25 protein-coding genes and 1 pseudogene are annotated in these 25,508 nt (G+C 70.1%); 12 read left to right on the top strand and 14 right to left on the bottom strand.

Annotated features, from left to right (window positions below):
* Nucleotides 1-12: 12 nt before the first annotated feature.
* Both BKI49_RS10925 and BKI49_RS10915 read right to left on the bottom strand, forming a co-directional pair.
* The gene (locus BKI49_RS10925) at nt 13-405 is read right to left on the bottom strand and encodes a tyrosine-type recombinase/integrase (RefSeq protein WP_257004703.1); all 393 of its coding nucleotides are present in this window, start codon (nt 403-405) and stop codon (nt 13-15) included.
* Nucleotides 406-773: 368 nt separating this feature from the next.
* A complete protein-coding gene (locus BKI49_RS10915; RefSeq protein ID WP_095934134.1) occupies nt 774-1,739 on the bottom strand; it encodes a nuclease-related domain-containing protein in 966 nt (321 codons plus the stop codon).
* 604 nt (nt 1,740-2,343) lie between these two features.
* Between BKI49_RS10915 and BKI49_RS10910 the strand changes: the two genes are divergently transcribed.
* From BKI49_RS10910 to BKI49_RS35240, 3 genes are all read left to right on the top strand, one after another.
* The gene (locus BKI49_RS10910; RefSeq protein WP_095934031.1) at nt 2,344-2,556 is read left to right on the top strand and encodes a hypothetical protein; all 213 of its coding nucleotides are present in this window, start codon (nt 2,344-2,346) and stop codon (nt 2,554-2,556) included.
* A 1,442-nt stretch (nt 2,557-3,998) separates the two neighbouring features.
* Nucleotides 3,999-4,676, top strand: a complete 678-nt coding sequence (locus tag BKI49_RS35730; RefSeq protein ID WP_143658419.1) for a hypothetical protein — start codon at nt 3,999-4,001, stop codon at nt 4,674-4,676.
* A 193-nt stretch (nt 4,677-4,869) separates the two neighbouring features.
* Nucleotides 4,870-5,268 carry a hypothetical protein gene (locus tag BKI49_RS35240; protein ID WP_179332398.1) on the top strand — a complete coding sequence of 133 codons (399 nt, stop codon included), beginning with the start codon at nt 4,870-4,872 and terminating at the stop codon, nt 5,266-5,268.
* Nucleotides 5,269-5,559: 291 nt separating this feature from the next.
* On the opposite strand, the gene BKI49_RS10890 is transcribed toward BKI49_RS35240, so the two are convergent.
* The 3 genes and pseudogenes from BKI49_RS10890 to BKI49_RS10880 form a co-directional block, all read right to left on the bottom strand.
* On the bottom strand, nt 5,560-6,327 hold the full coding sequence (locus tag BKI49_RS10890; RefSeq protein WP_095934027.1) for a hypothetical protein: 768 nt from the start codon (nt 6,325-6,327) through the stop codon (nt 5,560-5,562).
* Nucleotides 6,328-6,737: 410 nt separating this feature from the next.
* Nucleotides 6,738-6,998: pseudogene (locus BKI49_RS10885) on the bottom strand (tyrosine-type recombinase/integrase); the annotation flags it as partial.
* 327 nt (nt 6,999-7,325) lie between these two features.
* Nucleotides 7,326-8,423 carry an LppY/LpqO family protein gene (locus tag BKI49_RS10880; RefSeq protein ID WP_095934026.1) on the bottom strand — a complete coding sequence of 366 codons (1,098 nt, stop codon included), beginning with the start codon at nt 8,421-8,423 and terminating at the stop codon, nt 7,326-7,328.
* Nucleotides 8,424-8,825: 402 nt separating this feature from the next.
* On the opposite strand from BKI49_RS10880, the gene BKI49_RS10875 reads away from it, so the two are divergent.
* The gene (locus BKI49_RS10875) at nt 8,826-9,098 is read left to right on the top strand and encodes a hypothetical protein (RefSeq protein WP_257004702.1); all 273 of its coding nucleotides are present in this window, start codon (nt 8,826-8,828) and stop codon (nt 9,096-9,098) included.
* Between the two features lie 179 nt (nt 9,099-9,277).
* Here BKI49_RS10875 and BKI49_RS10870 read toward each other — a convergent pair whose 3' ends face one another.
* The 3 genes from BKI49_RS10870 to BKI49_RS10860 all read right to left on the bottom strand — a co-directional run bounded on the left by BKI49_RS10870 (nt 9,278) and on the right by BKI49_RS10860 (nt 11,368).
* On the bottom strand, nt 9,278-9,667 hold the full coding sequence (locus BKI49_RS10870) for a hypothetical protein (protein WP_143658417.1): 390 nt from the start codon (nt 9,665-9,667) through the stop codon (nt 9,278-9,280).
* Between the two features lie 584 nt (nt 9,668-10,251).
* Entirely contained in the window at nt 10,252-10,512 is a 261-nt protein-coding gene (locus BKI49_RS10865; RefSeq protein WP_095934023.1) for a hypothetical protein, read from the bottom strand.
* 385 nt (nt 10,513-10,897) lie between these two features.
* Complete coding sequence (locus BKI49_RS10860; protein ID WP_179332397.1) at nt 10,898-11,368, bottom strand: VOC family protein; 471 nt, start codon at nt 11,366-11,368, stop codon at nt 10,898-10,900.
* A gap of 174 nt (nt 11,369-11,542) precedes the next feature.
* Between BKI49_RS10860 and BKI49_RS10855 the strand changes: the two genes are divergently transcribed.
* The 3 genes from BKI49_RS10855 (at nt 11,543) to BKI49_RS10845 (ending at nt 14,992) form a co-directional block, all read left to right on the top strand.
* A complete protein-coding gene (locus BKI49_RS10855; RefSeq protein WP_143658416.1) occupies nt 11,543-12,259 on the top strand; it encodes a hypothetical protein in 717 nt (238 codons plus the stop codon).
* A 318-nt stretch (nt 12,260-12,577) separates the two neighbouring features.
* The gene (locus tag BKI49_RS10850) at nt 12,578-13,648 is read left to right on the top strand and encodes a zinc-dependent alcohol dehydrogenase family protein (RefSeq protein WP_257004701.1); all 1,071 of its coding nucleotides are present in this window, start codon (nt 12,578-12,580) and stop codon (nt 13,646-13,648) included.
* A gap of 318 nt (nt 13,649-13,966) precedes the next feature.
* A complete protein-coding gene (locus BKI49_RS10845) occupies nt 13,967-14,992 on the top strand; it encodes a right-handed parallel beta-helix repeat-containing protein (RefSeq protein ID WP_143658414.1) in 1,026 nt (341 codons plus the stop codon).
* Nucleotides 14,993-15,231: 239 nt separating this feature from the next.
* On the opposite strand, the gene BKI49_RS10840 is transcribed toward BKI49_RS10845, so the two are convergent.
* Nucleotides 15,232-15,576 carry a hypothetical protein gene (locus BKI49_RS10840; protein ID WP_095934020.1) on the bottom strand — a complete coding sequence of 115 codons (345 nt, stop codon included), beginning with the start codon at nt 15,574-15,576 and terminating at the stop codon, nt 15,232-15,234.
* A 204-nt stretch (nt 15,577-15,780) separates the two neighbouring features.
* Here BKI49_RS10840 and BKI49_RS10835 point away from each other — a divergent pair, with 204 nt between their 5' ends.
* The 4 genes from BKI49_RS10835 to BKI49_RS10820 all read left to right on the top strand — a co-directional run bounded on the left by BKI49_RS10835 (nt 15,781) and on the right by BKI49_RS10820 (nt 19,241).
* Complete coding sequence (locus tag BKI49_RS10835; protein ID WP_095934019.1) at nt 15,781-16,251, top strand: MarR family winged helix-turn-helix transcriptional regulator; 471 nt, start codon at nt 15,781-15,783, stop codon at nt 16,249-16,251.
* Nucleotides 16,251-17,666: an MFS transporter gene (locus BKI49_RS10830; protein ID WP_095934018.1), complete on the top strand. Its 1,416-nt coding sequence runs from the start codon at nt 16,251-16,253 to the stop codon at nt 17,664-17,666. Before BKI49_RS10835 ends, BKI49_RS10830 begins: the two co-directional genes overlap by 1 nt.
* A gap of 2 nt (nt 17,667-17,668) precedes the next feature.
* A complete protein-coding gene (locus BKI49_RS10825; protein WP_095934017.1) occupies nt 17,669-18,256 on the top strand; it encodes a hydrolase in 588 nt (195 codons plus the stop codon).
* An 88-nt stretch (nt 18,257-18,344) separates the two neighbouring features.
* Nucleotides 18,345-19,241, top strand: coding sequence for a LysR family transcriptional regulator (locus BKI49_RS10820; RefSeq protein ID WP_095934016.1), 897 nt, complete (start codon nt 18,345-18,347; stop codon nt 19,239-19,241).
* A gap of 246 nt (nt 19,242-19,487) precedes the next feature.
* On the opposite strand, the gene BKI49_RS10815 is transcribed toward BKI49_RS10820, so the two are convergent.
* Together BKI49_RS10815 and BKI49_RS10810 are read right to left on the bottom strand one after the other, a co-directional pair.
* Nucleotides 19,488-20,396: a ketopantoate reductase family protein gene (locus BKI49_RS10815; RefSeq protein WP_095934015.1), complete on the bottom strand. Its 909-nt coding sequence runs from the start codon at nt 20,394-20,396 to the stop codon at nt 19,488-19,490.
* Between the two features lie 130 nt (nt 20,397-20,526).
* Entirely contained in the window at nt 20,527-21,300 is a 774-nt protein-coding gene (locus BKI49_RS10810; RefSeq protein ID WP_095934131.1) for an MBL fold metallo-hydrolase, read from the bottom strand.
* A 168-nt stretch (nt 21,301-21,468) separates the two neighbouring features.
* On the opposite strand from BKI49_RS10810, the gene BKI49_RS10805 reads away from it, so the two are divergent.
* Nucleotides 21,469-21,696, top strand: coding sequence for a DUF2277 domain-containing protein (locus BKI49_RS10805; protein WP_095934014.1), 228 nt, complete (start codon nt 21,469-21,471; stop codon nt 21,694-21,696).
* Nucleotides 21,697-21,954: 258 nt separating this feature from the next.
* Here the strand turns inward: BKI49_RS10805 and BKI49_RS10800 are convergent, their stop codons facing one another.
* From BKI49_RS10800 to BKI49_RS10790, 3 genes are all read right to left on the bottom strand, one after another.
* Nucleotides 21,955-22,578 carry a DedA family protein gene (locus BKI49_RS10800; RefSeq protein ID WP_179332396.1) on the bottom strand — a complete coding sequence of 208 codons (624 nt, stop codon included), beginning with the start codon at nt 22,576-22,578 and terminating at the stop codon, nt 21,955-21,957.
* Nucleotides 22,579-22,816: 238 nt separating this feature from the next.
* Nucleotides 22,817-23,269 (bottom strand): DoxX family protein, encoded by a 453-nt coding sequence (locus BKI49_RS10795; protein WP_095934012.1) that lies wholly within the window; start codon nt 23,267-23,269, stop codon nt 22,817-22,819.
* Nucleotides 23,270-23,356: 87 nt separating this feature from the next.
* On the bottom strand, nt 23,357-25,369 hold the full coding sequence (locus BKI49_RS10790) for an FAD/NAD(P)-binding protein (RefSeq protein WP_095934011.1): 2,013 nt from the start codon (nt 25,367-25,369) through the stop codon (nt 23,357-23,359).
* Nucleotides 25,370-25,508: the final 139 nt, after the last annotated feature.

The raw sequence follows: 25,508 nt of genomic DNA, 5'->3' as shown, positions 1-25,508 counted from the left end.
CCGTCGTGCCACTTACGTGCCAGATGGGCCGCGCGGAGGCCGCTTCACCTTCTTGATCTGACCGTCCACGTAGTCGGCGATCTGGTGATCGCGCCCGTTGACGAGGTGCTGATAGACCAGCGCGGCCCGCACCGACGAGTGGCCCATGCGGTGCATCAGCTCACGGGTGGTGGCGCCGCCGGTCGCGGCGAGGGTGTTGCCGGTGTGCCGGAGGTCGTGGAAGTGGACGTCACCGAGACCGGTCGTGGTGAGAGCGCGGAGCCAGATCCGCCGGAAGTTGTTCCGCCGCAGGACTCCACTGCGGGCCCCGGCGAAGACGAGCCCGGTGCGGCCGGCCTCCGCGTGCTCGGCCAGGTGGTGCGCCGGCTCGGGCACGAGCGAGGCCGGGAACGCCACGGTGCGCACACCCGCAGCGCTCTCTTGGGCGCTTTGACCTTGAGGCCGTCCGTCCGGGTCTCGGAGTACGAGCGGCGGACGGAGACGGTACGGGCCTCCAGGTCGATGTCCCGGCGCTGGAGCGCGGCCAGCTCACCGAAGCGGAGCGCGGCGAACGCGGCCAGGAGCACCAAGCCGCGGCAGTGCGGCGGGACCGCGTCGGCGAGCCGGTACACCTCGGGCACGGAGAGGAAAGGCCGCTCGGTGTGGGTGGGGGTCGTTCTCGACGTGATGACCAAGGACAAGGCAGCCATCCGGCTCTACGAACGGTGGGGGATGCAGCGCCTCGGCACGGCAAGGCACGCGTTAGGAGAGGGACAGGAGATCGACGCTGTCTGTTACGTCTCCCCAGCACCCGAGGCCTGACGAGGTACCGAAGACGGGTCCGTGCGGAGCCAGGCGCGTCTGTGCCGGGCCACGGCGAACAGCGACTCGACCTGTTCGCGCGTGAGCCGGCCGGTCACCGGCGCCAGAGCGGAGACCTCTCGTTCCTGGTAGGTCCGCACGGTGTTCTGCGTCGGTGCGCGGACCACCGAGGCGACATCGACGAAGGCGAGGACGGGCACTACATCAGGTGTGAAGCCGGCGTAGCGTTCCAACACCCGTCGCACATAGGCGGCTTCGGCCTTGCTCACCGCAGGGTACGGGTGCGGGGAACCGTTGACCTTGGCTACCTCGTCACCGACCCAGACCGAAGCGCCAGGGTGCCGCTTCGTGTTGAAGACGAACACCCCGCCGGGACCGATCAGCAGGTGATCGATGTCCCCGCCATTGGCCTTGGGGATGCCGTGCAGGACTCGCCAGCCATGAGCGGTGAGACGTTCCAGCTCACGGCCCACCCTCTTTTCCCCTTCAAGGCCATCGAGCCACGACTCCCAGCCCGAGGGGCGCTTCAACAGCTTGGACCAAGCCCGCGCGACAACCGACGGTCCACGGACGGCCATGTCGCTGAGAATTGCTGCACCGGGAGGGTTCTTCGCCAGATCATCGGCAACGGTGAGTTCGGGCAGCGACAAAGGGCGTCGATCACGTCGGGGCTTCGCCGGGGGTGACGACTGCTGAGGCGGCTCGGCCGGCCGAGGCCGACGAGGGGGCGATGAGGCCGGGCGATCGGTGCGCACTGTCACCGGATCACCAAGCTGTTGGCGGAGTAAGGCAACAGCCTCATGCCGATGCTCAGCAACCTTGACGGTGATGACCTTGGAACCCCGGTCCGCCCACGCAACGGGCGTGCCGTCCGGCAGGTTCACGTAGAGCCTGTCCTTGCCGTGCCGCTTCCACGGATTCACCGTGAGGTCTGACATCGGCTCCGCCCCCAAGTGCACCTTTGCCCCAGCACTCATGGCAGCAGCCGACGATGCCCCTGTACAAGGGCGCCATGCGGCCAAACTTTCCCTACTACATCAAGCACCCGTCGTCGCTTCGCTCCTCCGGGCGGGAGCGGGCGGCGGGCGGCGCCCGCGCTCATGTCTCCGCCCCACTCGGCACCGCCGGCCGCCCGCTCCCGCCCAAGAGGCAGGCACACAGGGCATGAGGTCAGAACACGTCGTGGCTGAGGCGGTCGGCTCCACGGCTTTACGGAGCCACTTCGGCGCGAGCCACGAAGAACAGGGGGCCCATCGGGCACTAACGCGGGCAGGACCAGTGCCGGTCCACAGACTGCCCGACGCGCCGGAAGCTTACGGGGCCATGATCACTCGCGCCAAAGCAGCGCCACCCCAAAGCCGCTACGCCGACCGCGTGAGCAACGCTTCAGGTCAATACATCCAGGGCCTGTCCGACGGGTCGCGTTACCGACCCCGCCGCCAGCGTCGTCACCCGAATGGCGCAACGTGACGTGCCACCCACTTGGGCGAGGATCAAGCTGGCTAGTGGCCCAACCGAGGCAATCCGTGAAAGGGGAACCCAATGCGCAGTCGACGAATCCTCGCCGCCGTCATCGCCACGGCAGCCCTCGCCGGGCTCGGCCTCACAGGCGCCGCCACAGCCACCGCCGACACACCCAGCCCTCACTTCAACTACACCACCGCTGCTAAGTGCAGGGAGGGCGGCGGAGAGCCCTATCTGCACAACACCGTCAAATGCTGGGGCGGTACGTACGACGGCTACACCATCGACTGAACCCCACAAAGCGCCCCGCAGCCACGCGCCGCGGGGCGCTCCCGCGCGAGCGCAGCCGGGAGAGGCGCAGGGACTGTGCCGACCCGTCGGGCACGCTGAGACCTACCCTGGGCCGTCGGAGGGTGCTCAACGACGTCCAACGCTGACAACCACCGACAGCTAAGTCGCAGGTCGCAGCGTTGATCGATTACGCGGCCGCAGGCCAGAAACCCGGCCCTTCACTTCTTCGGCTACTGAGGGAGCCGCTGCCCAAGGTCCACCCCTAGGCTGCTCGGCCAGCGCCCCTGGACCGTCGCAGTACAGCAGCGAAGTACAGCAACCTCACCGACCGATGCCAACCGTCGGCGCCCCGAGCCGTCCGCCGTACCAGCCCAGGAGACCTCGGCGACCGCCACGCCCATAGTTCGCATCGAGGGGCCGTGGCACAGTCGCCGGGGCCGTGCCACTGTCATGCCAGATCGGGCGGGGACTCACGGGGAACTGAGGTTCAGTCGGGTACTTCCACCGGGATCCAATCAGGCCGGAGAATCCGCAGGTCACGCCTACTCTCACCCCACCTCGCTCCTAAAGCGGTGGTCAGCGACAAGCCCCGTGCACTTCGCGTGCCGGCTCGGCAGGACTTGGGCAGCGGCGCCTGACTGGGGCATTGAGACTCCGCCGACCTCGTCGGAACACGCTCGCGGAACCGCCCACCTCGCACAACCGTGCACCCGTGCGCCCCCCGTGCTCCATAGCCGTTGGTTAGGTCACGCTTACCGTACGTTGCGCTCGGCCAATACTCAGCCCACAGTGGCATAACGCAAACGCCCACCCATTGCCGCGCAGGCTTCCCGGCGAGAGCAGCAATAGGTGGGCCAGCACCTACTAGGAGGTACTGCTATGAGTGTGACCCCAAGCAACAGGCTGTCAATCGCTGACCCGCGAGACTGGGTCGTCGTACTCGTCGTCATCGTGGTCATCTACGTCCCGCACGCACAGCTCCAGGGCGTTCTGACCAACTTGATCGCGATGTCAGCGGCCATGGCCTCCGGCTCGGCGGTGAGCGTGGCGTCAGCGAGGCGATCCCAGGCGGCTGGGTGACCGCCGACTAGGCTCGTTAGGTCCCCGTTGGAGCTCCCAGCTCGCAAGGGCCGGAGAAACCCACACGTGCCCCCTGCATGCCCGATCGAACGGCAACGGGCGGGAACCAACGGGGAACGTCGGCTCATGACCCGGGAACGCCGAGGTCAGCGTCTCACCAGGTCACGCCGCATCCGGATACGCGATCTTCCAAACTAGGGCATTGACCTTCCGGTGACCCACTTGACTGGGTCATTCAGACTCCCGGCCAAAGCCGTTCTGTCAACCGCGCGATACGGTGCGCGTCGCAACGTCTAATGATCTAGATCCGCCCTAACTCTATGATCTTCCCAACGAGTTGATCGCTACAGGGGAGACTGGCCGTGACAGGACCGAACCAGACGACGCGACGTCTCACGCTGTCGGCGGCCGTCGTGGCCAGTGTGCTGTGCGCCGCTCTTACGGCATGCAGCGGCGGGGATGTCGACGACTCTGGGCAAGGTGGCGGGCGTGCCGGTGCGACCAGCAGCCCCGCGCCGGAGCGGTCGTCCGCCGTACCAGATTCCGATGCCGTGTTGAGTCAGAAGGACCAGGTCAAGAACGCGCTTCCGGACCTCGGGGCAGTGGGTGGCCTTGAGGGCGTGAGTGGTGACGTCAACACCGCGGACGGGCACCTCGATTGTCCGAGTCCGCAGGAGTGCAAAGGCAAGTGGTACGGCCACGACAAGTTCGCTTTGTCTGGCGATACGTACTACGTCAATTTCGAGATCACCACCTACACCAGCAGGCAGGACGCCAAGGACGGGCTGAAGGTCGAGGTCGGTGACAATCCGACTCTGTCGAAGCCCACCTTCGGGAATGAGAGCCAGGCCTACACCAAGGAAGGCGGAGGGTTGACGGGCGAGTACATCACCATGCGCGTCGGTACGGTGGTCGCCACCACCTTCGTGGAGGGCGGTGAGAGCGAACCGATGCTGACACAGGGTGCAACGATGTTCGCCCAGCGGATCGCACAGGTCCAGGCCGGGAAGAAAGTCACGGCAACGCTGCCTCAGTACTGATCTGACGATTCTGGGCCTGTCCAGCCGCGGCCGAACTGTGAGCCGTACAGCAGAGAAGTACAGCAACCGTGACGACCGGCATCGACCATTGGTGATCCTCGCAACGTCCGTACTCCGCGCCAGGAAGGCTCTGCCTGATGCCGGGTTCAGGAGGGAGGACTTTGAGGACTGGGACCGTGATCCAAACGCCCCAATGCCTCTGCGCGGCACAATCCACGCGCCCGAGCTCTCCACCGATCCCGCTTTCCTGTCGGCGCATCTTCCGCTCTGGGCATCGGTGGACGCTCAGCCGGTGGGAAGAAGTATCGAGGACAGGTTCACGGCTGCGGCAGCTCGGCATGTGGCAGAGATCCACTGGGACCTTCTGGAATGGCCGAAGGTTCCGGAAGCCGGCCTGTACGCGGACTTCAAGCACGCCGAGGTATCCGTGCTGTTCAACGCCGCCACACGCGACCTGGACGAGCGTATCGACGGGCACACTGTCCTCGTGCACGTCCGCCGCAGAAACGGCGACGGATACGAGGAGCGCCACGCGTCCTGGCTGGCCGAGCAAGTGGGCCAGACCGTCATCGGTCCGCCGCAGTTCTGCTAGCCCTGACGCGGCGTGCAGCAAGCGCACCGGAGCGATGTAAATCTCTCAGTGGGGCTCTGGCGTCGAGGCGCTTCATCCGCCATCGTGTTGAGCACCCGCCGGGCCGTCCCTGGGCCGTCCGAGGGTGCTCGACGACGACCAACGCTGACAACCGTCGACGGCTAAGTCGCAGGTAGCAGCGTTGATCGGTTGCAGGGGTGCAGGTTGGAGACCCGGCCCTGCACTTCTTCGGCTACTGATCGGATCCCTACGACCGACGCTTCGCGGCGAAGTGGTCGCGTCGGTTGGTTGTCAGTAGCTGTGACCGGGCCAGTGCGGATCGGTCCAGCGGTCCAGCTCGGTGAGACCGAGCAGCCGTATCCGGTGCTGCAGATCCGTCGAAGCGCCCGACTCGCGGAGCCGTGCCGCGGCGTGTCCGAGGAGCCACGTGACCAGGTCGGCGCGCATCTCCTCTTCGTCATGCTCGTACCAGCTCACCCGCCACGGCAGGCTGTCTCCCAGGAGCTTGTACTCCCATTCCGCCGCCGCCTCGGCGAGACGGCGGTCGCTGAGGTGACCGGTCTGCTCCTCCCATTCGGCGAGCCAGGGCCCGAGCGTTCCGGAAGCCTCGGCGCACATCGCGAAGACCTCATGCGCTGGGACGATCGCATCCGGGTCGGTGAGGCTCTGCACCCACCAGGCATGCAAGAACTCGCGTACCGGACCGGCTTGATCGTCGGGCCACTGCTGCCAGCGGCCGAGGGCGAAGCAATACCCGGCCTCTTCCAGGCCGAACAGGGGCTCCGCGTAACCGGCGACCAGTGCTGTGGCGAACTGCGGCAGTATGCGGCGCAGCACGGCTGCGTGATCGGTCCAGCCCCAGGCCTGCCAGGTCCGGCGCAGAAGATCCGGCTCCAGCTCCACGTTCGGCGCCTTCAGAAGGGAGAGTTCTTCCGCGCTTCCCCAGTGGCACTCGCAGTTGTGCTCGTCCGAATGCGCGGTCGCATCGCGGAACGTGACGGCGAGATTGTCCAGCGCGGTATTGAGGCGGCGGCGCGCGGGGTGGTCGGCGAGATGCATGATGTGCCCGGCCTTCGAGAACTCCGTACGGCTTCCGCCGACCGAAGATCGACACTTTACCGGGTGAGGCCAGCGCGAGCAATGACGCGGATGCCCGACTCTCTCACGTGAATCCAGCCCGTAGCGGCAAGCCCGCCTGCATTTGCTTCATGGCGAAGCGGTCGCGTGCCACAGCCGTGCCACATCGTGCGGTCAGCCACGGTCAACGACGGCTCGTCGCAGTCGAGATGCACGGTTCATCTGGGTCGTCGCTACAGCCGATGCGACCTGGGGAACTATGCCGACGACCACGTCCGCCCTTACAAGGCGGATGCCGGCGGTTCGAAACCGTCCGCGCCCACCAGGACAAAGGCCCCCAGCCGATCATGGCTGGGGGCCTTTGGCATCCAGATCTGACATCAGTGCCAGGACTACTCGCGCTGCAGGCGCCGCGTGAGCAGCCGGTCCATGTGGCTGACGGCCTCGCGCTGGGTGCCCTGGACGACGTGGGCGTAGACGTTCATGGTCACGGCGATCTGGCTGTGCCCGAGGGTCTCCATCACGACGCGGGGAGCCACGCCGGCCGCGGTGAGCAGGGTCGCGCAGCCGTGCCGGGCGTCGTGCAGCCGGATGACCCGCAGGCCCGCGTTCCCGGCGACCCGGGTGAACGAGCGATAGACGTTACGGGGCTCAGAGGCCTCGGGCATGGCCGTACGGTCCTGCATCCGACAGGCGGCTGACAAGGTCTCCATGGCGGTACAGCTGGGAAGTACAGCAACCTCAGCGATCCTTCCCGCGCGATGGCACCCGCAAGGGGCCGATTCGCAGCCGGAATGACCGTCGATGACCGATCCACACAGAGCTACGGATCAGAAGTTCCCCGTGCCAGATCCGGCGGGGAACCACGGGGAACTGAGGTGGCCGGCGGGGGTGTTTCGTGTCGGCGGGGTCCGTTGCGTGCTCTCGGCGTGTCGGCCGGAAGTCCTCGTAGTGGATGTACGTGGGCTTTCGGCCAACCGCTACTCGCCCCCTTCTGCCCCACCGGCGGGTGTGGCGTTGGTGGCGGCCACCGCACGGCGCAGGGCCCGCGCAATCTTCACGGCGTTGCCAACGGCCCAGACGTGGATGAAGAACATGCGGGGCGTGTCGACCAGGCCATGGTTGTGCAACTCGACGATCTCGATTCCGCCGCGCTGGAGCGCGGCCAGCACGTCCTGCGCCTCCCCGGCCAGCACGGCGAAATCCCCGCTGACCGCGGCACAGCCTCCCCCGACCGGCTGGAAGCTGAGGGCCGTGGTCGCCCCGGAACCAATCGGCAGGACGTAGCTGCCGTCGGTGATCGTCTCGCGGCGCCGGAAGACGGACTTGTAGACGTTGCCATAGACGGTACCTGCGGTGCCCAGGGCGGCGTCGATGCCCGCTGTGTCCAGCTTCAGCTTCTTTGCAGGAGTAGAAGTCGTCGAGGACTTGGCGGGCGGCGTGCCTGTGCAGTCGAACGCGGCGCGCAGGCCGCGGGCCAGGGTCAGGGCATCCGGACCGTGCCCGTGCGTATGGATCCACACGATACGGGGAGTGTGAGCGAGCAGGTGGTTGTGAATAGCCGTCTGCTCGATGCCGTGTGACTGCAGTGCGCCGGTCACACGGTGCAGCTCCGTCTCGGCGACGGCCAGTTCTCCCATGCTCAGGATGGTGTTGTCGGCATAGCGGATGAAGGACACGTGCGAGCCGACGGCGAGTTCCGGCGACACAGTGACGCCGTGGGAGACGACACGCAGGTCGGTGCGGGGGAAAGCTGTCCGGTAGATCAGCCTGCCCAGCATGCTTCCCTCGCGGCCCAGTTCCGCCGCAACGTGAGCCCAGTCCTTCGCCGTGCTCTCGGCCGGACGCACCAACGCGCCGGCATCCCGGCTGGCCCTGCCGTCAGCGCCTGCGCGCTCACCGCCGCAGTTGTGATCCGGGCCGCCGTGCGCCCCTTCGCGCGAGGCGCCCGGCTCGGCACCGACAGCCCGTCCCGGCAGTGCCGCGAATGCCGATCCCAGCGCAGCCGTGGTCAGGACGCGGCGTCGTGATGTCCCTGCACCTGTTCCGGCCGGTACCGGCCTCGCTTCAGTAGCCATGTATTCGCCATCCCAGCCACATTGTGGAGGGGCCCGCCGGATCCTCTCGACGAGCCTTGATCAATAGGCACAGCATGACGGCTTAAACAGTCAATAACCCTCTATTACGCCAAAAGTGGCATGTTACAGCATCACGCAATGTGGAGCCCGATCACACCGGAAACACGTACGTCTCGGATCAGGCGGGCAGTCACGGGGAACACCAGTATTCGGCAGGAGAGGGCCACCGTACGGGCGAGGCGGGTAGTCCCAAGCCGCCGGCGAGGACCAGCGGGCCTGGAGGGCGTGCGCTGCGCTGTCGGAGGCCAGATGTAGCCTCCGCGCAGGGCAATCAGACCGTCCACGACTTGGCGCGACGAGGCCGCGCGAAACGCCGATTCCACGGAGCTCTACGCCCCGGGGATGCTGCAGGCCACCGAGGTCGCGCTGGCCGCGTTTGAACAAGAGGCGCATGTTCTCGGCAGCGCATCCGACGAGCCCGTACTAGCCGCCGTCGAGCGCGTCGTGCGGCAGCTGAACGTCATTGATAAGGAATATGGGGCGTACTGCACCATCGAGCGCGAGGACCTCTGCGAGTACATCGATGACGTCCTCACCGAGCAAGGCGTTGACGTCTCGGGGCTACTCATCCGCCAGGGCATGGGAGGACTGACCGAACGGTGGCGTGACTGGTAAGTCGGTCAGTCGTGTGTCCAGGGTGGCGGCGCGTGCCACAGCCGTGCCGCGTCGAGCGGTCAGGCACGGTCAACAACGGTTCATCGCAGTCGAGATGCGCCGTTGACCTGGGTTGTAGACAGAGCCCGTTTGACCTGGGCGCCAGGGCCACCCCGTACCCCACCCTTACAAGGCACGTGTCAGCCCGTGTGATCCGGACGGCCGGAGGTCACGTAGTCGTAGTATTCGTCGCCGACGAAACCGAGATTGACCCAGCGGTCAGCGATCGCGCCGAACTCCCGCTCGGCCAGGCTGATGGCTTCCTCCGGAGTCGCCACGGTGGTGATCTTCTTGCCCCATGTCTCGTCGTCCGGATCGAGCGGCAGCTGGTCGGTGATGTCACGGAAGGTGTCGGAGGGGATGTCCTCCACCTCCTGCAGGTAGACCCCGACGCCAGCACGGCCAGGGCTGAGCGCGATCCAACGAACGCCACGCCGGCCGCCCCGCTCCACCGGGCCGAGGAACTGCTCGATCTCCTTGCCGCGACGCAACGCTCCCAGCGCGAACACAGGCGTGAGATGCCGTACCAACGCGCCTCCTTTCTCACTGCCCAGCCGACGCCGCAAGGTCTTCGGAGCCGCACCAGAGATCAGGTATCACCCTCACAGGCCTGAGGGCCAGGTGCCGACACGCGCCCGCGCGTGCCACATCGGGCGGTCAGCCACGGTCAACGACGGGTCGCCGCGGTCGCGATGACCGGCTCAGCTGACCACTCTCCAAAGCCGCTATGACCCGCGCACCCTCGATGACCCTGACCACCAGGCTTGTAAGGCGGCGGTCGAGGAGCCTGCCAGTGCAGTCATGCTCTGTCCATGGATGAGTACAGATGGCCCGCGGGCCCCGAAGTGCCGAAGGCGGACGCGGTTCGGCAGAGCTGGGCGGCAACCGTCGGGGCGCTACCTGTAGGGACCCCAACCCGGACCTAGGTGGTCACACCACTAGCCGCTTCTCCACGTAACGCAGGAGGCCGGCTGGGCGTGGTTTCCGGCCCGCACAGGCCAAACAGAGCAGGTGCGACGCAATGAACCGGCCCCGGCGCGCCCTTTCGGGGGTGCCGGGGCCGGTTCGGATCGCCGGCCCCTCCTACGGGCCGGTGCCGGCGTCAGCTACCGGGTCAGCGGTGGCAATCGCGGTGGACGGGGCGCCAGACGCGGGTCCACTGGCCGGGGTGCCAGCGGTGGTGCCGGTCCCGGAATGCCGGCTGCCAGTGGCGCGCCCATTGGCCCCGCTCGTCCTGGCAGTGGTGCGACGCCGCCGGCGGCCGGTGGTCCTGCGGCGCGGCCGACGCGGTGCCGACCATGCCGACGACCGCGCCCGTGGCCAGAGCCACCGTCGCCGCCCCCAGGGCCGCAGCCCTCTTCAACCGGTTGATCATGTTCAGACCTTTCCGTACGAACCGGGGCTGGCGCCCCGTCACTGCCCGAACCGTTCGGCCAGGCACGCCCTGATCCTTGCCCTCCGACACGGCCAAATCGCCACAGAACACCGGCTGTTATGAAATACCAATCAATTTCTCATTGCTCTTAAATACTCATATAAATACGGCAATAGGGTGTAGCGGGATGGTCAGCTGTCAGGAGTTGTGAGCGAGTCGCCCCGGCTGAGGGGCGTTGCCGACTGGGCTGCACACGCTGCTTGATCATCCGGTCGACGCCGACGCCGACGCCGACGCCGACGCCGACGCCGACGCCGACGCCAGAGCCGGAACTGTCCGGTCACAGACGGCTGCAACACCCCCCGGGGGTCCGGAACGCGGTGGGTCAGGCCGGGGCGTCGGCGTCCTGAGCGGAGGCCGCGAACGCCTCGGGGCCCTGTTCCGCCGCCGCCGGGTCCATCCACATGACCTGCCAGCCGTGGCCGTCGAGGTCGTAGAAGCTGCGTGAGTACATGAAGCCGTAGTCCTCGGCGTCGTCGACCTCGGTGCCGCCCGCTGCGAGCGCAGCGGCGCTGACCGCGTCGACTTCGTCGCGCGACGACACGCTGAAGCAGTACAGCGCCAGCGTGTGCGTGGTGGGATCGGCCATCGGCAGTTTCGCGAACTCCGCGAACTTCTCGCGGGTGAGCAGCATGACGAAGGCGTGCTCGCCGACCAGCATGCAGGTGGCGGTCTCGTCGGTGAACTTCGGGTTGAAGCTGAACCCGAGCTTGGCGAAGAACGCCTTGCTGCGCTCGAGGTCCGCTACGGGGATGTTCACGAACAGCATGCGGCCGGGGTGTGCGGGGTTGGTCATGGTGGGGCTCCAGTCGGTGGCTCGATGGCGTACGTCCTGGTAGACCGGCGCAGCCGGCGGAACTCATCGGTGAATCTCGGTTGGTTCAGTCGCTGCGCTGATCCATGACACGGCCGCCGCCTGACGCGTCGGGGACGGTGATCCACGGCCACCGCCATGGGAGGGTTCCGTGCCATGAACCGTGATGCGTGGAGCCGCGCCGGCCGCTTGCGCCGTCGGGTGCCGGTGGGCGGCGGCCTTGTCCTGAGCCTGAGTCTGGCCATGACCGGCTCTGTGCCGGCGACGAGCGCCGCGCAAGGTCCCAAGCCGCCGGGATGGGCTCGGCTCTGCGACTCGTCGTTGAACGAACCTGCCGCTGAAGCTCTGGTACGCCTGACCGGGCGCAGGCACATACGGGAGTACCCGGGGATGCGCCACGCCTCGCTCGCCAAGGTTGCTGAGGGTGTAAGGAGTTGGACTCTCAGCGATATCGGCCTCTGCGCTCTGTACACGCCGCCGCCGCTGGCTCCGGCAGAGTTGCGGATGGCCGTCGACGTCGAGGTCGGCATAGCTCCGTACCCCATGACGAAGGAATCGAGGGAGGACGGCTACCTGTATTTCCGTATGGGAGAGACCACCGAAACCTTCGCTGTCGCGGGGGCGGGGGCCCACGGCGCGTTCGGGCGTCGCGCATGGCTCGACTTTCACTGTCGGGGCATGGAGGGGGAGTCGGTGCGGATGGCGCTCACGGTCCACTGGCCTTTCCGCGGCGATGCCCGCCGGCAGGCCGCGGACATGGTCACCGTGGTCCATTCCATGGCCCTGAAGCTCAGCGAGGAGCTGGGTTGCGGCCCGGAGGACCAACTGCCGGCCGTGCCACCGACGGAACCGATCGAGGAGTCCGCACTGTGACGCCGACCGAGTCGACTCGGTCCAGCGACGGGGAGAGCCATGCCTGCTCGGTGCGGGGGAGGCGCGAGAAGCCGTTGACCTGAGCTGCCGCCGTAGCCCGGGTGACCTGGTCGCTCTCGTTCCCGTTCACGGCCGATTGCAGAGTCAGTCGGTGGCGCTTAGCGTGATGTCGGGACTCCAGAGGCTCCCGGGTGCAGGCTCCCGGGTGCGGTGCGTGCGGTGGACCTGGCACGGGTATGCGCCCGGGGTCCAGCCCGTCGAGGTGATCGCCCGCCGCGGCGCAGGGGTCATCGGGCGTCGAGAGACGAAAGGCCGCCCATGCCGCACACCATGCGCGCGCTCGTAGCCGGAGAGGTCGGCGAGCCGGCCGAGGTTCTGCGGCTGGAAACCCGGCCGGTGCCCACGCCGGAAGCCGGTCAGGCGTTGATCCGTGTGAAGGCGACCCCGATTCACGCCAGCGACCTGCACGTGCTGCGTGGCCGCTACGGTTTCTCCCCTCGATTCCCCGCTGTCGGGGGCAATATGGAATGCGTCGGCCGTGTCGAGGCCCTGGGCCCGGACACCGAGGGGCTGAAGATCGGCGACCGTGTGGTGAACGCTGCCGTCCCGGCGGTGCCCGGGCCACACGTGGCCGGCACTTGGCAGGAATACCTTGTTGCCGACGTGCGAAGGCTCCTGCCGGTCCCTGGTCGTCTGAGCGACTCCGACGCCTGCCAGCTCGCCGTCAACCCGTTGACCGCGCTGCTCCTGGTGACACGCGAACTCGACGTACAGCCGGGGGAATGGTTGCTGCAGACGGCCGCGGGCTCCACCGTCGGCCGGCTCGTCATCCAGCTGGCCAGGCATCTGGGCATTCCCACGATCAATGTCGTGCGGCGGCGCGATGCCGTCGAGGAGATCAGGGCGCTGGGCGGAGACGAGGTCATCTGTACGGCGGACGAGGACCTGTCGCAGCGTGTGGCTGAGATCGCGGGAGCGGCCGGCGTGCACAAGGCCGTCGACTGTGTCGCGGGACCCGTGGGTGCCCAGGTGTCCCAGGCATTGGCTCCGGGAGGAGAAGTCGTGGTCTACGGTGCGCTCTCCACCCATCGGCAGACCGACCCGGCGGCGCTGACGATCCCGCTGCAGGCACGCTCGGTCATCTACGAGACGAAAACAGTTCGGGGCTTCTGGCTGAACCGCTGGTTCGGCACCGCCTCACCCGGGGGCGCGCTGGACGCGCTGTCCGAGGTCCGCGCGCTCGTCGCCGACGGTGTGCTGAGCATCCCCGCGGGCCGCCCGTTCCCGCTCGAACGCTTCACCGAAGCCATCGCGCTCGCCGAAACACCCGCACGTGGTGCCAAGCCGCTCTTCGTCTTCGGAGACGGCCGGGACGGCGACGACAGGTAGGGCACGACCTTGCCGGTGCCGGTGCCGGTGCCGGTGCCGGTTCCGGTTCCGGTTCCGGTGTCAGCGGTGGCGCGGCTGCGGTAGGGCAAGGATGCCGACCCCCGCGATGCCACCCGCTCGGCCCGCAGGCCGCCGTCCGCGGGCCACACCGGTCATTTCCCGCGCCGTTCGGATGACGCGCACGCGCCGCCCGACGGTCCTGCCGCCCGGCCGGGGCATCCCTCTCTTCCGAGCGTGGGCGCCCAGGCCGCCCGCGTCGGAGGAGCACGCCGGGGCTGGGCCGTCGGGCACGCCCCCACCCGAGGCGGGAGACGATGGATGCTTGAGCGAGCAGCCCGAGCGGTGTTGCGCCGGTGGGCGCCGACGGCCACGGCGGCGGTGACGGCGGGCGCGGTCGGTCTGGTCGCTGCGGCCACGGCCGCGGCGACCGAACGCCCCGTGGCGAACTGCAAGGACGATCCGCGAGCTCTGCGGTCCGCGATCGACAGCGCCGCTCCAGGGGCGACGCTGTTGGTGAAGGGGACCTGCGTCGGCCCCGTCACCATCGACAAGGACCTGGCCCTGATCGGCCTGGAGGACGCGGTCCTCGACGGCAACAGCGCGGGCTCCGCCGTGACGGTCGACCCAGGCGTCCGGGTACGGCTGGCCGACCTGACCATCGCCAACGGCACCGGCACCGGAGGCGGTATCCACAACAACGGTGGCACGGTGAGCCTCACCGGTTCCACGGTGGAGCGCAACAGGGCGGGCGACGGCGGCGGCATCTACAACAACGTCAACGGCACGGTGACGCTGGTCGGTTCCACGGTGCGCGACAACATCGCCCACTCCGGCGGCGCCGTCATCAACTTCGGCACGGTGACGCTGTCCGGCTCCAGGGTGGAGCGCAACACGTCGACGATCGACGGTGGCGGCATCTACAACAACTTCAACAGCAGGGTGACGCTGGTCAGTTCCACGGTGGAGCACAACACGGCGGCACGATCTGGCGGCGGCATCTTCAACATCTTCAGCAGTACGGTGACGCTCACCGGCTCCACGGTGGAGCACAACACGGCCGACCGCGGTGACGGCGGCGGCATTTGGAACGACATCAAGAGCACGTTGAGGCTGTCCGGCTCCACGGTGAAGAACAACACGGCGGCGATCAAGGGTGGTGGCGTCTACAACTCCACCGGCACGGTGTCGCTGACCGGCTCCCCGGTGGAGGACAACACGGCGGGACTCGACGGTGGCGGCGTCTACAACTCCGCCGGCACGGTGCCGCTGATCGGCTCCCCGGTGCGCGACAACCGCCCGGACAACTGCGGCGGGCCCGATCCCGTCCCCGGCTGCACCGGCTGACCTCCACATCCCGTCGACCGCTGATCACGCGCTGGCTCTAGATCACCGTCTGCCGTCTGCCGTCTGCCGTCTGCCGTCTGCCGTGCGGCGTGCGGCGTGCGGTGCGCCGCCTTCCCCTGCCCTGCGTGAGGAACACGGCATCAGTCGCCGACGGGCGCCGGCTCAAGACGGAGGCGAGGGGCAGGCCGGCAGGAGGACTCCGGCGCCCCGGTGCAGGCGTGCGCTTCCCGCCCCGGCGGTCACGCCGGGTCCGGACCCGGCGCCTCGTGGGCGTGCTTGAGCCTCATGCGGGCGTCGACCGTCTCCGGAGGGGCGACCTCTGACCAGAACCGGTGGCCGGACACGAACACGGCGAGCTCGCGCTCCCGTTGCCGGAGCTTTTCGACCTCGGCCTGCTCGTCGGAGGTCCAGCCGGGGGAGGCGGGGCGTTCCACCTTGCGCCAGCCGCCCGTGTCGCTGAAGCCGTCCAGCGGTTCCACGGACCAGGGGAGTCGTTTCAGCAGGGCCAGCAGTTCGGCCCGGACCTGATGCAGCTCCTCCTGACCGGCGAGGAGGTCACTCGGAAAGTCATAGGTCGCAGCCACGCCGCAATGCTACGCCTGTTCGATTTTGGGATGCGAGTTCATTGGGGGACTTCACGCGAACGGGTGTCCGGACGGCTTTCCGTTGCCGTCGAGGGTGTTGTTTGGGCAGGTCAGCGCCTTGCTGGTGGATCGGTGAGCTGTTGGTCAGGCAAGACTGTCCAGGCTGAACTGGACAGTTTGAACTGAAGAAATTATCGTGACGGCATGGACCAGAACCCCGACGCCCGGGGCGGGAGTGCCGACGGGATCTCCGAGTCGGCCGCCCGCGCCGCCGGTGATCTGCGCGTGGCGTTCAGCCGGCTGCGGCGACGGATACGTGAGGTCGCCGAGACGTACGACCTCACGCCCTCCCAGTTCTCGGCGCTCACCCTGCTCAGCAAGAGCGGGGCCGCGGCGGCCAGCGGGCTCGCCGCCGCCGAGGGCGTCCGGCCGCAGTCCATCGCCGCCACCCTCGCCGTGCTCGACGAGCGTGGGCTGATCGCGCGGAACCCGGACCCCGGGGACGGCAGGCGGCAGGTGATCACCCTCACCGACGCCGGACGCGACCGCGTCGAGGGCACCCGGCAGGCGCGCGAGGAATGGCTGGCCCGGGCCTTCCAGGACCACTGCACCGAGGCCGAGCGGCAGACCGTCATCGAGGCGATGGCCCTGCTGGACCGGCTCACCCGGCCGTGATGGCCACGCTCCGCAAAGAGCAGCGCTTCCCCGCGACCCGGCGCCGGCCGCCCGCCGACGGCTTCGACCGGCGCCTGATCGCCCCGATGGTCCTGGGTTCGGTGCTGAACCCGGTCAACTCCTCGATGATCGCGGTGGCGTTGGTGCCGATCGGCGCCGCGCTCGGCGCACCTCCCGCGCAGACCGCGTGGCTCGTGTCGGGTCTCTACCTCGCCACCGCCGTGGGCCAGCCCGTGATCGGCCGGCTCGTCGACATGTACGGACCCCGCCGCCTCTACCTCATCGGTACGGCGCTCGTGGGGGCCGCGGGTCTCCTCGGCGCCCTCGCCCCGAGCCTCGGCGCCCTGGTCGCCGCCCGTGTGCTGCTCGGCTTCGGCACCTCGGCCGCGTACCCGGCCGCCATGCACCTGACCCGCAGCGAGGCGGAACGCACCGGACACGACAGCCCGGCCGGCGTCCTGACCGCGCTCGCGATCGGGAGCCAGACCGTCGCCGTCGTCGGACCCACCCTCGGCGGAGTGCTCATCGGCCTGGGCGGCTGGCGCACCGTCTTCCTCGTCAACGTGCCGCTGTCGCTGGCCTGCCTCGTCCTCGGCGCCCGGCGCCTGCCGTCCGGCCCCGCCGCGCGGCGCACCAAGAAGAGCTTCGACCTGCCCGGGATGGCGTTCTTCGCCGCCCTGCTCGTCGCGCTGATGCTGTTCCTGATGGAGCCCGGGGCCGGCCTCTGGTACCTGCCCGTGCTCGCCGGCTTCGCGGGAGCCGCCTTCGCCCTGCGGGAGCTGCGCGTCCCGGAACCCTTCGTCGACCTGCGCGTGCTCGGCGGCAACATCCCCCTCCTCGCCACCTTCGTACGCCAACTCCTCGCCTACACCACGGCGTACGGGGTCCTGTACGGATACACGCAGTGGCTGGAGGAGGGCCGCGGACTGCACGCCGCCACCGCGGGCCTCGTCCTGCTGCCGCTGTCGCTGAGCGCGCTCGTCGTCTCCGGCGTGACGGGGCGGCGCGAGGCGGTCCGCGGCAAGCTCGTCGCCGGCGCCCTCGTCCAGGCCGCCGGCTGTACCGGCCTGCTGCTGGCGGACGCCGGCAGCACGGTCTGGCTGCTCGTCGCGCTCGGCGTCGTCATGGGCGTACCGCAGGGCCTCAACGGCCTCGCCAACCAGACCGCGCTCTACCGCCAGGCCGACCCCGCCCGCATGGGCTCCGCGGCCGGACTGCTGCGCACGTTCATGTACCTCGGCGCGATGGCCGCCTCAGCCGCCGACGCCGCCTTCTTCCCGCACGGCGCCCACACCGGCGGCCTGCACCACCTGGCCCTCTTCATGCTCGCCTGCAGCGCGCTGCTGCTGGTGACGACCCTCCTCGACCGATCCCTCCGCACCACCACCCCCACCCCCGTTCCAGGAAAGGCCTGACCATGGCTGTCACCACGCTCGACCCCCGTACCGCGCTCGTCGTCATCGATCTCCAGCGCGGCATCGTCGGCGCCCCGAACCTCACCCCCAACAGCCCCGCCGACGTCGTGGCCCGCTCCGTCGAACTCGCCGACACCTTCCGCGAGCAGGGCCTGCCCGTGGTCCTCGTGCGCGTGACGGCCGCCGCGGACGGTTCGGACGCCGCGCCCGGCCGCATCGACGGCGGCAGCACGTCCCGCACCTGGCCGGAGGGCTGGGACGTCGTCGTCGACGAACTCACCGGCCACCCCGGGGACATCGTCGTGACCAAGCGGAACTGGGGCGCCTTCTACGGCACCGACCTCGACCTCCAGCTCCGCCGCCGCGGCGTCACCCAGATCGTGCTGACCGGCATCGCCACCAGCATCGGTGTGGAGTCCACCGCCCGCGCCGCCCACGAGCACGGCTACCACGTCACCCTGGCCACCGACGCCATGGCCGACATGAACGCCGACAGTCACCGCAACAGCGTCGAGCGCATCTTCCCCCGGCTCGGTGAGACGGGCACCACCGCCGAGATCGTCGAGCTGCTGGCCAAGTCGCGGGTGTGACCCGGGGCGCGGCGCTCCTGGCGGGGACTCCGTGCCCGGCAGGACGCGCCGGAGGCGACCCGGCGCGGCACCGCTAACTTGGTGCCTCGTGACCCTGGATGATCTGCGTGTCTTCGTCGCCGTCTGCCGGGCCGGGAGCCTCAGCGCCGTGGCCCGCGAGCTGGGCTGCACCCAGTCGGCGGTGAGCCAGCACGTACGGCGTCTGGAGCGCGAGGTCGGCGTCGGGCTCGTGGAGCGGCAGGCGCGGGGCGTCGTCCCGACACGGGCCGGGCGGCTGCTGGAACGGGCCGCCGCCGAAGGGATATCCGGGCTCGACCTCGCGCTGCAACGGCTGGACGAGATGGTGCGCGGAGGCGGCGGAGCGGTGCGGATCGCCACCGGCGGCGCGACCGTGCGGCACTTCATGGCCGACGCCGTAGTCGAGTTCCGGCAGCGGTATCCGCGGGTGAGCCTGGAGTTCCAGACCGAGAACTCCAGCCGGAGCTGCTTCGAGGCGCTCGGCGACCACGGGCTCGACCTCGCCTGGGTCACCCTCGGGCCGCCCGAGCGCGGGGTCGAACAGCGGACCGTCGTGTCACTGCCCTGGGTGCTCGCCGTGCGCGCCGACGACGAACTCGCGGAGCGGGAGCGCATCGAGGGGGAGGAACTGGCCGGGATGCGGCTGATCGGACTGCCGGAGAACTCCACCTCACGCGCCCATCTCGACGCCTCCTACCGGGAGTTGGGGGTGCCGTCCGGCGCCTCGGACACCAGTGTCGCCGACTGGGACACCGCCGTCCTGCTCGCCGGACTCGGCCTCGGCCATGCCGTCGTGCCCGCGCTGCCCGGATGGGGACCCGGCCGCGACGGCCTCCGCTTCGTCCCGGTCCCGGCGCTCCCGCCGCTGCCCGTCGGCTGGGCCGTCCGCCAGTGGGACGCCCTGTCACCGGCGGCGCGCGCCTTCGCGGACACGGTGACGCACCACTGCCGCCCCTCGGAACCCTGACGCGTCACCGTCGTCCTTCGGGACCACGACGCGCCACTGCCGGCCCTCGGCACCGTGACGCGTCGCCGTCGTCCTTCGGGACCACGACGCGCCACTGCCGGCCCTCGGCACCGTGACGCGTCACCATCGCCTTCGGCACCGTGACGCGTCACCGTCGTCCCTCGGCACCGTGACGCGCCACCATCGCCTTCGGCACGGTGACGCGTCACCGTCGTCCCTCGGGACCGTGACGCGCCACGGCCCGGATCAGGATCCGTCCGGACCCGCCAACTCCCGTACCAGGCCGCTCGCCACCGGCACCGGAACCCCGAACCGGGTGGCGGCGCGCAGCAACGCGCCGCCGATCGCGTCCAGTTCCAGCGTGCGGCCCGCTTCCGCGTCGCGCTGCATGGAGGACTTGGTGCCGGGCGGGAACGCGTCGTAGCGGGCGAGGGCGGCGGCCGGGTCGACGGGCGCCCCGCTCGCGTGGCTCACCGCCGCGACCTCCTCCGTCAGGGCCACCAACTCCGCGCGGTGCCGGGTGCGTACGTCACCGAGCGGCACCCCGTACCGGGTGGTCAGCAGGGCGAAGGGGGCGAGGAACGACATCTTCGCCCACAGCACCGCCGCCTCGTCCTCCTGGACCCGGACGCGCACACCGGCCCGCTCCAGCGCTCCGGCGAGCGCGTCGACCCGCTCGCGGGGTGCCGTGTCGCCGGTGAGGTCGACCTCGGCGAACGGGCTGCCGTGCTCGATCACCCCCGGCGAGACGCGGGTCGACTCGACGCGGATCACCGCGGGCGCCACCTGCTCGGAGCGGTAGAGCTTCCGCAGGGCCGCCGGGTGCTCGACACCGTTCAGGAACGGCACGACGAGGCCGGCGTCCCCCAGGGCCTTCGCCGGGACGCGTTCGAGGGCGGCGTCGAGTGCCGTGGCCTTGACGGCGACGAAGCACGCGTCGACGGGCTCGCGCAGTACCGTGTCCGCCTCCACGCGCGCCGTGAAGTCGCCGAAGTGGCCGCTGCGGACCTCGATGCCGTCCGTGCCCAGCACCCGCGCGGTCTCCTCGCCGGCCAGACAGATCACCCGGTGGCCGGTGCGGGAGAGGAGCGCGGCGAGCAGACCGCCGACCCCGCCCGGACCCAGTACCGCCACCGTCAGCCGGTCATTCGCCATGGTTCCTCGATCCTTTGGCCGCGGCCCCCGGACGAGAGCCCCGGCGATGATCACAAGCCCCGGACATCCGAGTCAATCCTCGGAGAGGCTTGCCCAAGTTCAAGGTTTTGCTTGGGTGTTGCGCCGTCGTCTACGGCAGGCGCACGGAGGCGCCCGGCTCCAGGAGGTGCAGCCGGTCCGTGAGACCCGCCTCCGCGAATGCCTTGGTGAGCGTGCCACCGTCCTGGGTGAAGTGGCCCCAGTGCTCGAAGTGCAGCGGTACGACATGGCGGGCGCCCAGGATGTCGGCGGCCCGTGCCGCGTCCTCGCTCGTCAGGGTCAGCGGGGCGTCGGGCACCAGCGGAGTACGGGCGGCGCCCGCGAACAGCACGGCCACGTCGAAGGGCCCCTCGCGTCCGGCGATCGCGCGGACGACGTCCAGGGACGCGTTGTCACCGCTGATGTACACCTTGGGCAGACCGTCCCCGGACAGCACGAAGCCGGTCACCTCGCCCACGACGGGCTCCGAGCCGTCGGGGCCGTGCTGCGCGGGCACCGCGGTCACCCGCAGGGTCCCGCCGCCGGGGCGCGGCAGTTCGACGTGCTCCCAGGAGGGCAGGGCCCGCACGGGCGCGCCGATACGGTCGTACGCCGATGCCGTGGACAGGGTCACGGGGGCGCCTCGGAGGAAGGTGCGCCCGGACGTGTCGAGGTTGTCGGGGTGCTGGTCGTGCGAGAGCAGGACGGCGTCGACCGGGCCGATCTCGGCGGCCGGGAGCGCGGGCCCCGCCGTCTTCACCAGCTTCCGTGAGCCGATGGGGTACTCGCCGGGGGCGTCGAACGTCGGGTCGGTCAGCAGCCGTACGCCGCCGATCTCGACGACCGAGGTCGGGCCGCCGACGTACAGGATCTCCACTGTGGTCATGCCCAGCACAAGGGGGCGTGGAGCGGCGCTATTCCCGGACTCCGCCGCACGGCCGCGGCTCGCGCGCGACGTTCCGTGCGCGGTGCCGCGCGGTGTTCCGTACATGGTGCCGCACGGCGTTCCGTGCGCGGGTTCCCGGGACGGGGGCGTACGCGCGAGACTGGGCGCATGTGCCGCAGCATCAAGACGCTCCGTCCGCCCGTGCTCCCCGAAGAGGCGACCGAGGAGGAGATCCGGGCCGCCGCCCTTCAGTACGTCCGCAAGGTGTCCGGGTTCCGCGCCCCCGCCGCCCACAACCGTGAGGTCTTCGACCGGGCGGTCGAGGCCGTCGCGGCGGCCACCGCCGAACTGCTCGGCGGACTGGAGGTGCGCGGGGCGGCGCAGCGCGCCGGCTAGGGGGTTTCGTTCGGATCAGCTCGGGTCCGCGGTGCCCGGCACGGCACCTCGCCGCGTTGTCGGACCACCCGAGTACACCCAGTACGCAGGTGATCCTCCGCCTTGCGATGCACCGCACCGGACGCCGCGGCCTGATCCGAGCCGATCCGAACGAAACCCCCTAGCCCCCGGCCCGCCCGCGCCACGGCCGCGGGCCTGCGCGAGAACACGGCGGCTCGCGTGCGCCGGGGCCGGGGCGTCGACCCCGTGGGCCCGGTGTCAGGCGCGGGTGCCGGTCCCCTCGACCACCGGACGCCGCATGAGGTACGCCGCGCCCGCGCCCGCGACGAGCAGCGCCGCGAAGGAGACCCCCGTGGCCAGCCAGGTCGCGCCCAGCCACTGGCCGCCGAAGTAGCCGAGGGCCACGCTGTACCCGGCCCAGCTCAGGCCCGCGAGGATGGACCAGGGCAGGAACTCGCGCACCCTGCGGTGGGCCGCGCCCGCGCCGAGCGAGACGACCGAGCGGCCGGCCGGGGCGAAGCGGGCGATGACGACCAGAACTCCGCCGCCGCGCGCGAGGGCCACGCCGAGACGTTCCTGCGCCCTGGTCAGGCGGCGGGACCGGGCGATCGCCCGGTCCAGGCGCTCGCCGCCGCGCCAGGCCAGCCGGTACGCGACCAGATCACCCAGTACGGAGGCGGTGGCCGCGCACAGGGTGAGCACCAGCATGTCGGGCACGGCGTGCGGGACGGCGCCGGCGGCGGAGCCCGCCGCGGCCGTGGCGGCCGTGATGACGAGGACGCCGCTCGGCAGTATCGGCAGGAACACGTCGAGCAGGACGGACAGGGCGACGGCCACGTAGATCCATGGGCTGCCCGTCAGCGACCCCATACTTTCCAGCACTGCAACACTCCCCCTGAAATCCCCCGTAGGCACGACCACGCCGCGACGTCGCGGGGAGCGGCAGGGCGGCCTGTAACAGCCATACAGCGTACGCCGCGGGTGTGACAGGAGATCCACGGGGGGCTCATGTGTCAGTCACATCACGTTCACGCCGCGTCACCCGTGTCGGGTACGACGGCGCCCGGTCCCCGCACCGCTCGTACCGGGACCGGGCGCCGTCCTGCGCGCGGTGCGGGGGTCAGGCCGCGACGGGCTCCGAGGCCCGCTTCTCCTCGGCGGCGGGTGAGGTACGGCCGGTGAAGAGGCGGTCGAGGCCGAGTGCGCCAGACCCGGTGAAGACGAGCAGGAGCATCGCCCAGCAGAACAGCGCGGAGAGCTCGCCGCCGTTCTGGATCGGCCACAGCGCGGCCGACTGGTGCACGTCGAAGTAGGCGTACGCCATCGAGCCGGACGAGAGGAACGCGGCGGCGCGGGTACCGAGGCCGAGCAGCACGAGGACGCCGCCGACGAGCTGGATCACGGCCGCGTACCAGCCGGGCCAGGTACCGGCGCCGATGGTGCCGCCCGTGCCGCCGGCGCCGCCGAGCACGCCGAAGAGCGAGGCGGCGCCGTGCGCGGCGAAGAGCAGGCCGACGACCATGCGGAACAGGCCGACGGCGTAGGGCTGGGCGCTGTCGAGGCGTCCGGTCATGTGGGGGACTCCTTCGGTCTGGTCCGGCCCGTGGGGGGACCGGAACGTGGGGGACGGAACCGAGTGAGTCACCAACGTTAGGTGAGCCTAATCAATGCTTGCAAGTTCAACATTCGGCCATGCGTGGGCTTCCGCTTCCGGTTCCGTTTCCCGTTCCGTCCCGGCCGACGCCGAGCGCAGCACGGCCCGCGCCACCGCGTCGGCGTCCGACAGCGTGACCGAGTCCACGCCGGGCCGGGCCCCGGCCGCGGTCACCCAGTGCACGCCCTCCGTGGGCACCCCGAACGCGAACCGCCGTGGATGCGAACGCCCTTGACGGTCGATCAGGAAATAGGGGCGCGGTGTGACGTCCAGTCCGCCGGTCTCGTAGCCGTCGACGGTGTGCGGGCGGCACTGTCCCGTCCTCAGCAGCCGGCCGAGGAGCTCGTCGGCCGTCCTGCGCACATCCGGTTCCGGTAGCCGCGCCTCCACGAGCGTCGTGGCGCGTACGGCGGACCCCGGGACGTCGGGGGAGTGCGCGACCCACGTGCCGTCCTCGGCCCGCACCTCCAGCCGGGGGCCGAGGACGCTCAGCACGCCCGCCTCGATCAGCGCGTACATCTCCTCGATGCGCCGCCGGGGCGGGCCGATGGAGAGGAAGGCGTTGAGCGGTGTGTACCAGCGGTCCAGGTGCGCCCGTCGCGAGTCGCCGGACAGGCCGCGGTGGTCCACGATCTGCCGGAGTTCGTTGCGCAGGTCGCGCAGCACGTCGAGGGCGGCCTTCAGGGGTCCTTCCACATTGCCGAGCGCGGCCTGCTCGGCGTCCTGGCGCAGATGGCCGAGCAGCCAGTCGCGCCAGGCGCCGGGGCCGGCGAAGGCCCGTCCGGCGTACGGGCGCGAGAGTCGTTCCCAGGACCAGCGTTCGGCGGGCGCGATGCCGAACTCGTCGAGCAGACGCGCCTCCTGGGTGTCGCGGTGCGGTACGCCGAGGAAGCGGTCCCTGAAGTCGCCGGGAAGGCGGCCGGCGAGAGCGGGACCGCCGATCCTGCTCAACAGCCCCTCGTAGTAGACCGTTTCCACCTCCTTGGCGACCAACGGCCATATCTCGCCCAGGAAGTCGGGTGCGTCACCGGAGTCGGCGCGTTTGCGGAAGCCCGATATCACCTCGTCGCTGAGGACGAGCGGGGTGTGACGGCCGTACGGGCCCTTGGCGTTGTCGCCGCGCGCCTGGTACGGGACACCGCGCCGGGAGCCGGCGTACAGCCGCGGCTCCTTCCCCGAGGGCCGGTAGCGCAGGCCCGCGTCCGTGCGTGTGAAACGGCCGCCGCGGCCCGCGGTCAGCAGCGCCATGTGGTCGAAGAAGTTGAGGCCGAGCCCGCGCAGCAGGACCGGTTCGCCGGGAGCGAGACAGGAGAGGTCGACGTCGGCCGGGTTGGCGGGCGGGACGTGGCGCAGTCCGTGCCGCCCCGCGTGCGCGGACAGGTGCCGCTCCGCGGGATCCGCGAGGGCCGGGAGATGGCCCTGGGCGAGGACGACGGCGGCCAGGCCGGACAGGGTGCGGCCGGTGGACAGGACGAGGTCCTGCCGGCCGTCGGGAGCGTCGTCGAGCCGGGTCGCCCGCGCCGCGTGCACCTCCACCCGCACCGCGGGCGGCGCCCCGCGCACCACCTCGCCGAAGACCCATTCCAGGTAGCGGCCGTAGCGGGCGCGGGTCGGATAGTCGTCGGGCCCCAGCTCGCCGCGCGCCCACGCGTGCAGGCTGGGTCCCGGACGGATCGGTCCCGAGCAGTCCACGCTCTCGTCGGTGAACAGGGTCACCTGTGACGCCACGGTGTTCATCAGGAGGTGCGGCGACTGCGCGGTGCGCCAGACGCGGCCGGGTCCCGGCGGGTCCGGATCGACGACGTGGACGGTCAGCGGGGTGCCGGGCGGGAGGAGTTCCGGCGCGGACGCGCACAGCCGTTCCAGGACGCTCGTGCCGCGCGGGCCGGCTCCGACGAGGGCGACGGAGACGCCGGCGGTCCCGGCCGGTGGTGGGGGGTCTCCCTGTTCGGGCGCAGCCGAGGACTCGGGTGGGGGTGCTGCAGACAAAGGTGTGACTCCCGGGCGTGTGGGGCGCATGGCAGCAGACCGCCCGCTGGAAGCGGACGGTCCGCCTCATCATGCCGCCGTACGGTACGGGAACCGAGCCCTGGTGCGGATGATCCGCGCCGGGTGTGGGACGGGTCACGGGCATCACGGACAACGTGCCCAACAACCG

Origin of the sequence: Streptomyces sp. Tue6028 (assembly GCF_002300165.1) — a bacterium.
Lineage (GTDB): Bacteria > Actinomycetota > Actinomycetes > Streptomycetales > Streptomycetaceae > Streptomyces > Streptomyces siamensis.
Note: the sequence above shows the minus strand (reverse complement) of the source record. Positions and strands in the feature narration are given on the sequence as shown.

Excerpts from the sequence above, each read along its gene's own strand:
- BKI49_RS10915 (WP_095934134.1), bottom strand. The coding sequence starts at position 1,739 with ATGTCAGACCTCACGGTGAATCCGTGGAAGCGGCACGGCAAGGACAGG.
- BKI49_RS10910 (WP_095934031.1), top strand. The coding sequence starts at position 2,344 with ATGCGCAGTCGACGAATCCTCGCCGCCGTCATCGCCACGGCAGCCCTC.
- BKI49_RS35240 (WP_179332398.1), top strand. The coding sequence starts at position 4,870 with ATGCCTCTGCGCGGCACAATCCACGCGCCCGAGCTCTCCACCGATCCC.
- BKI49_RS10890 (WP_095934027.1), bottom strand. The coding sequence starts at position 6,327 with ATGCATCTCGCCGACCACCCCGCGCGCCGCCGCCTCAATACCGCGCTG.
- BKI49_RS10880 (WP_095934026.1), bottom strand. The coding sequence starts at position 8,423 with ATGGCTACTGAAGCGAGGCCGGTACCGGCCGGAACAGGTGCAGGGACA.
- BKI49_RS10875 (WP_257004702.1), top strand. The coding sequence starts at position 8,826 with ATGCTGCAGGCCACCGAGGTCGCGCTGGCCGCGTTTGAACAAGAGGCG.
- BKI49_RS10865 (WP_095934023.1), bottom strand. The coding sequence starts at position 10,512 with ATGATCAACCGGTTGAAGAGGGCTGCGGCCCTGGGGGCGGCGACGGTG.
- BKI49_RS10860 (WP_179332397.1), bottom strand. The coding sequence starts at position 11,368 with ATGACCAACCCCGCACACCCCGGCCGCATGCTGTTCGTGAACATCCCC.
- BKI49_RS10855 (WP_143658416.1), top strand. The coding sequence starts at position 11,543 with ATGAACCGTGATGCGTGGAGCCGCGCCGGCCGCTTGCGCCGTCGGGTG.
- BKI49_RS10850 (WP_257004701.1), top strand. The coding sequence starts at position 12,578 with ATGCCGCACACCATGCGCGCGCTCGTAGCCGGAGAGGTCGGCGAGCCG.
- BKI49_RS10845 (WP_143658414.1), top strand. The coding sequence starts at position 13,967 with ATGCTTGAGCGAGCAGCCCGAGCGGTGTTGCGCCGGTGGGCGCCGACG.
- BKI49_RS10835 (WP_095934019.1), top strand. The coding sequence starts at position 15,781 with ATGGACCAGAACCCCGACGCCCGGGGCGGGAGTGCCGACGGGATCTCC.
- BKI49_RS10830 (WP_095934018.1), top strand. The coding sequence starts at position 16,251 with ATGGCCACGCTCCGCAAAGAGCAGCGCTTCCCCGCGACCCGGCGCCGG.
- BKI49_RS10825 (WP_095934017.1), top strand. The coding sequence starts at position 17,669 with ATGGCTGTCACCACGCTCGACCCCCGTACCGCGCTCGTCGTCATCGAT.
- BKI49_RS10815 (WP_095934015.1), bottom strand. The coding sequence starts at position 20,396 with ATGGCGAATGACCGGCTGACGGTGGCGGTACTGGGTCCGGGCGGGGTC.
- BKI49_RS10810 (WP_095934131.1), bottom strand. The coding sequence starts at position 21,300 with ATGACCACAGTGGAGATCCTGTACGTCGGCGGCCCGACCTCGGTCGTC.
- BKI49_RS10805 (WP_095934014.1), top strand. The coding sequence starts at position 21,469 with ATGTGCCGCAGCATCAAGACGCTCCGTCCGCCCGTGCTCCCCGAAGAG.
- BKI49_RS10795 (WP_095934012.1), bottom strand. The coding sequence starts at position 23,269 with ATGACCGGACGCCTCGACAGCGCCCAGCCCTACGCCGTCGGCCTGTTC.
- BKI49_RS10790 (WP_095934011.1), bottom strand. The coding sequence starts at position 25,369 with ATGCGCCCCACACGCCCGGGAGTCACACCTTTGTCTGCAGCACCCCCA.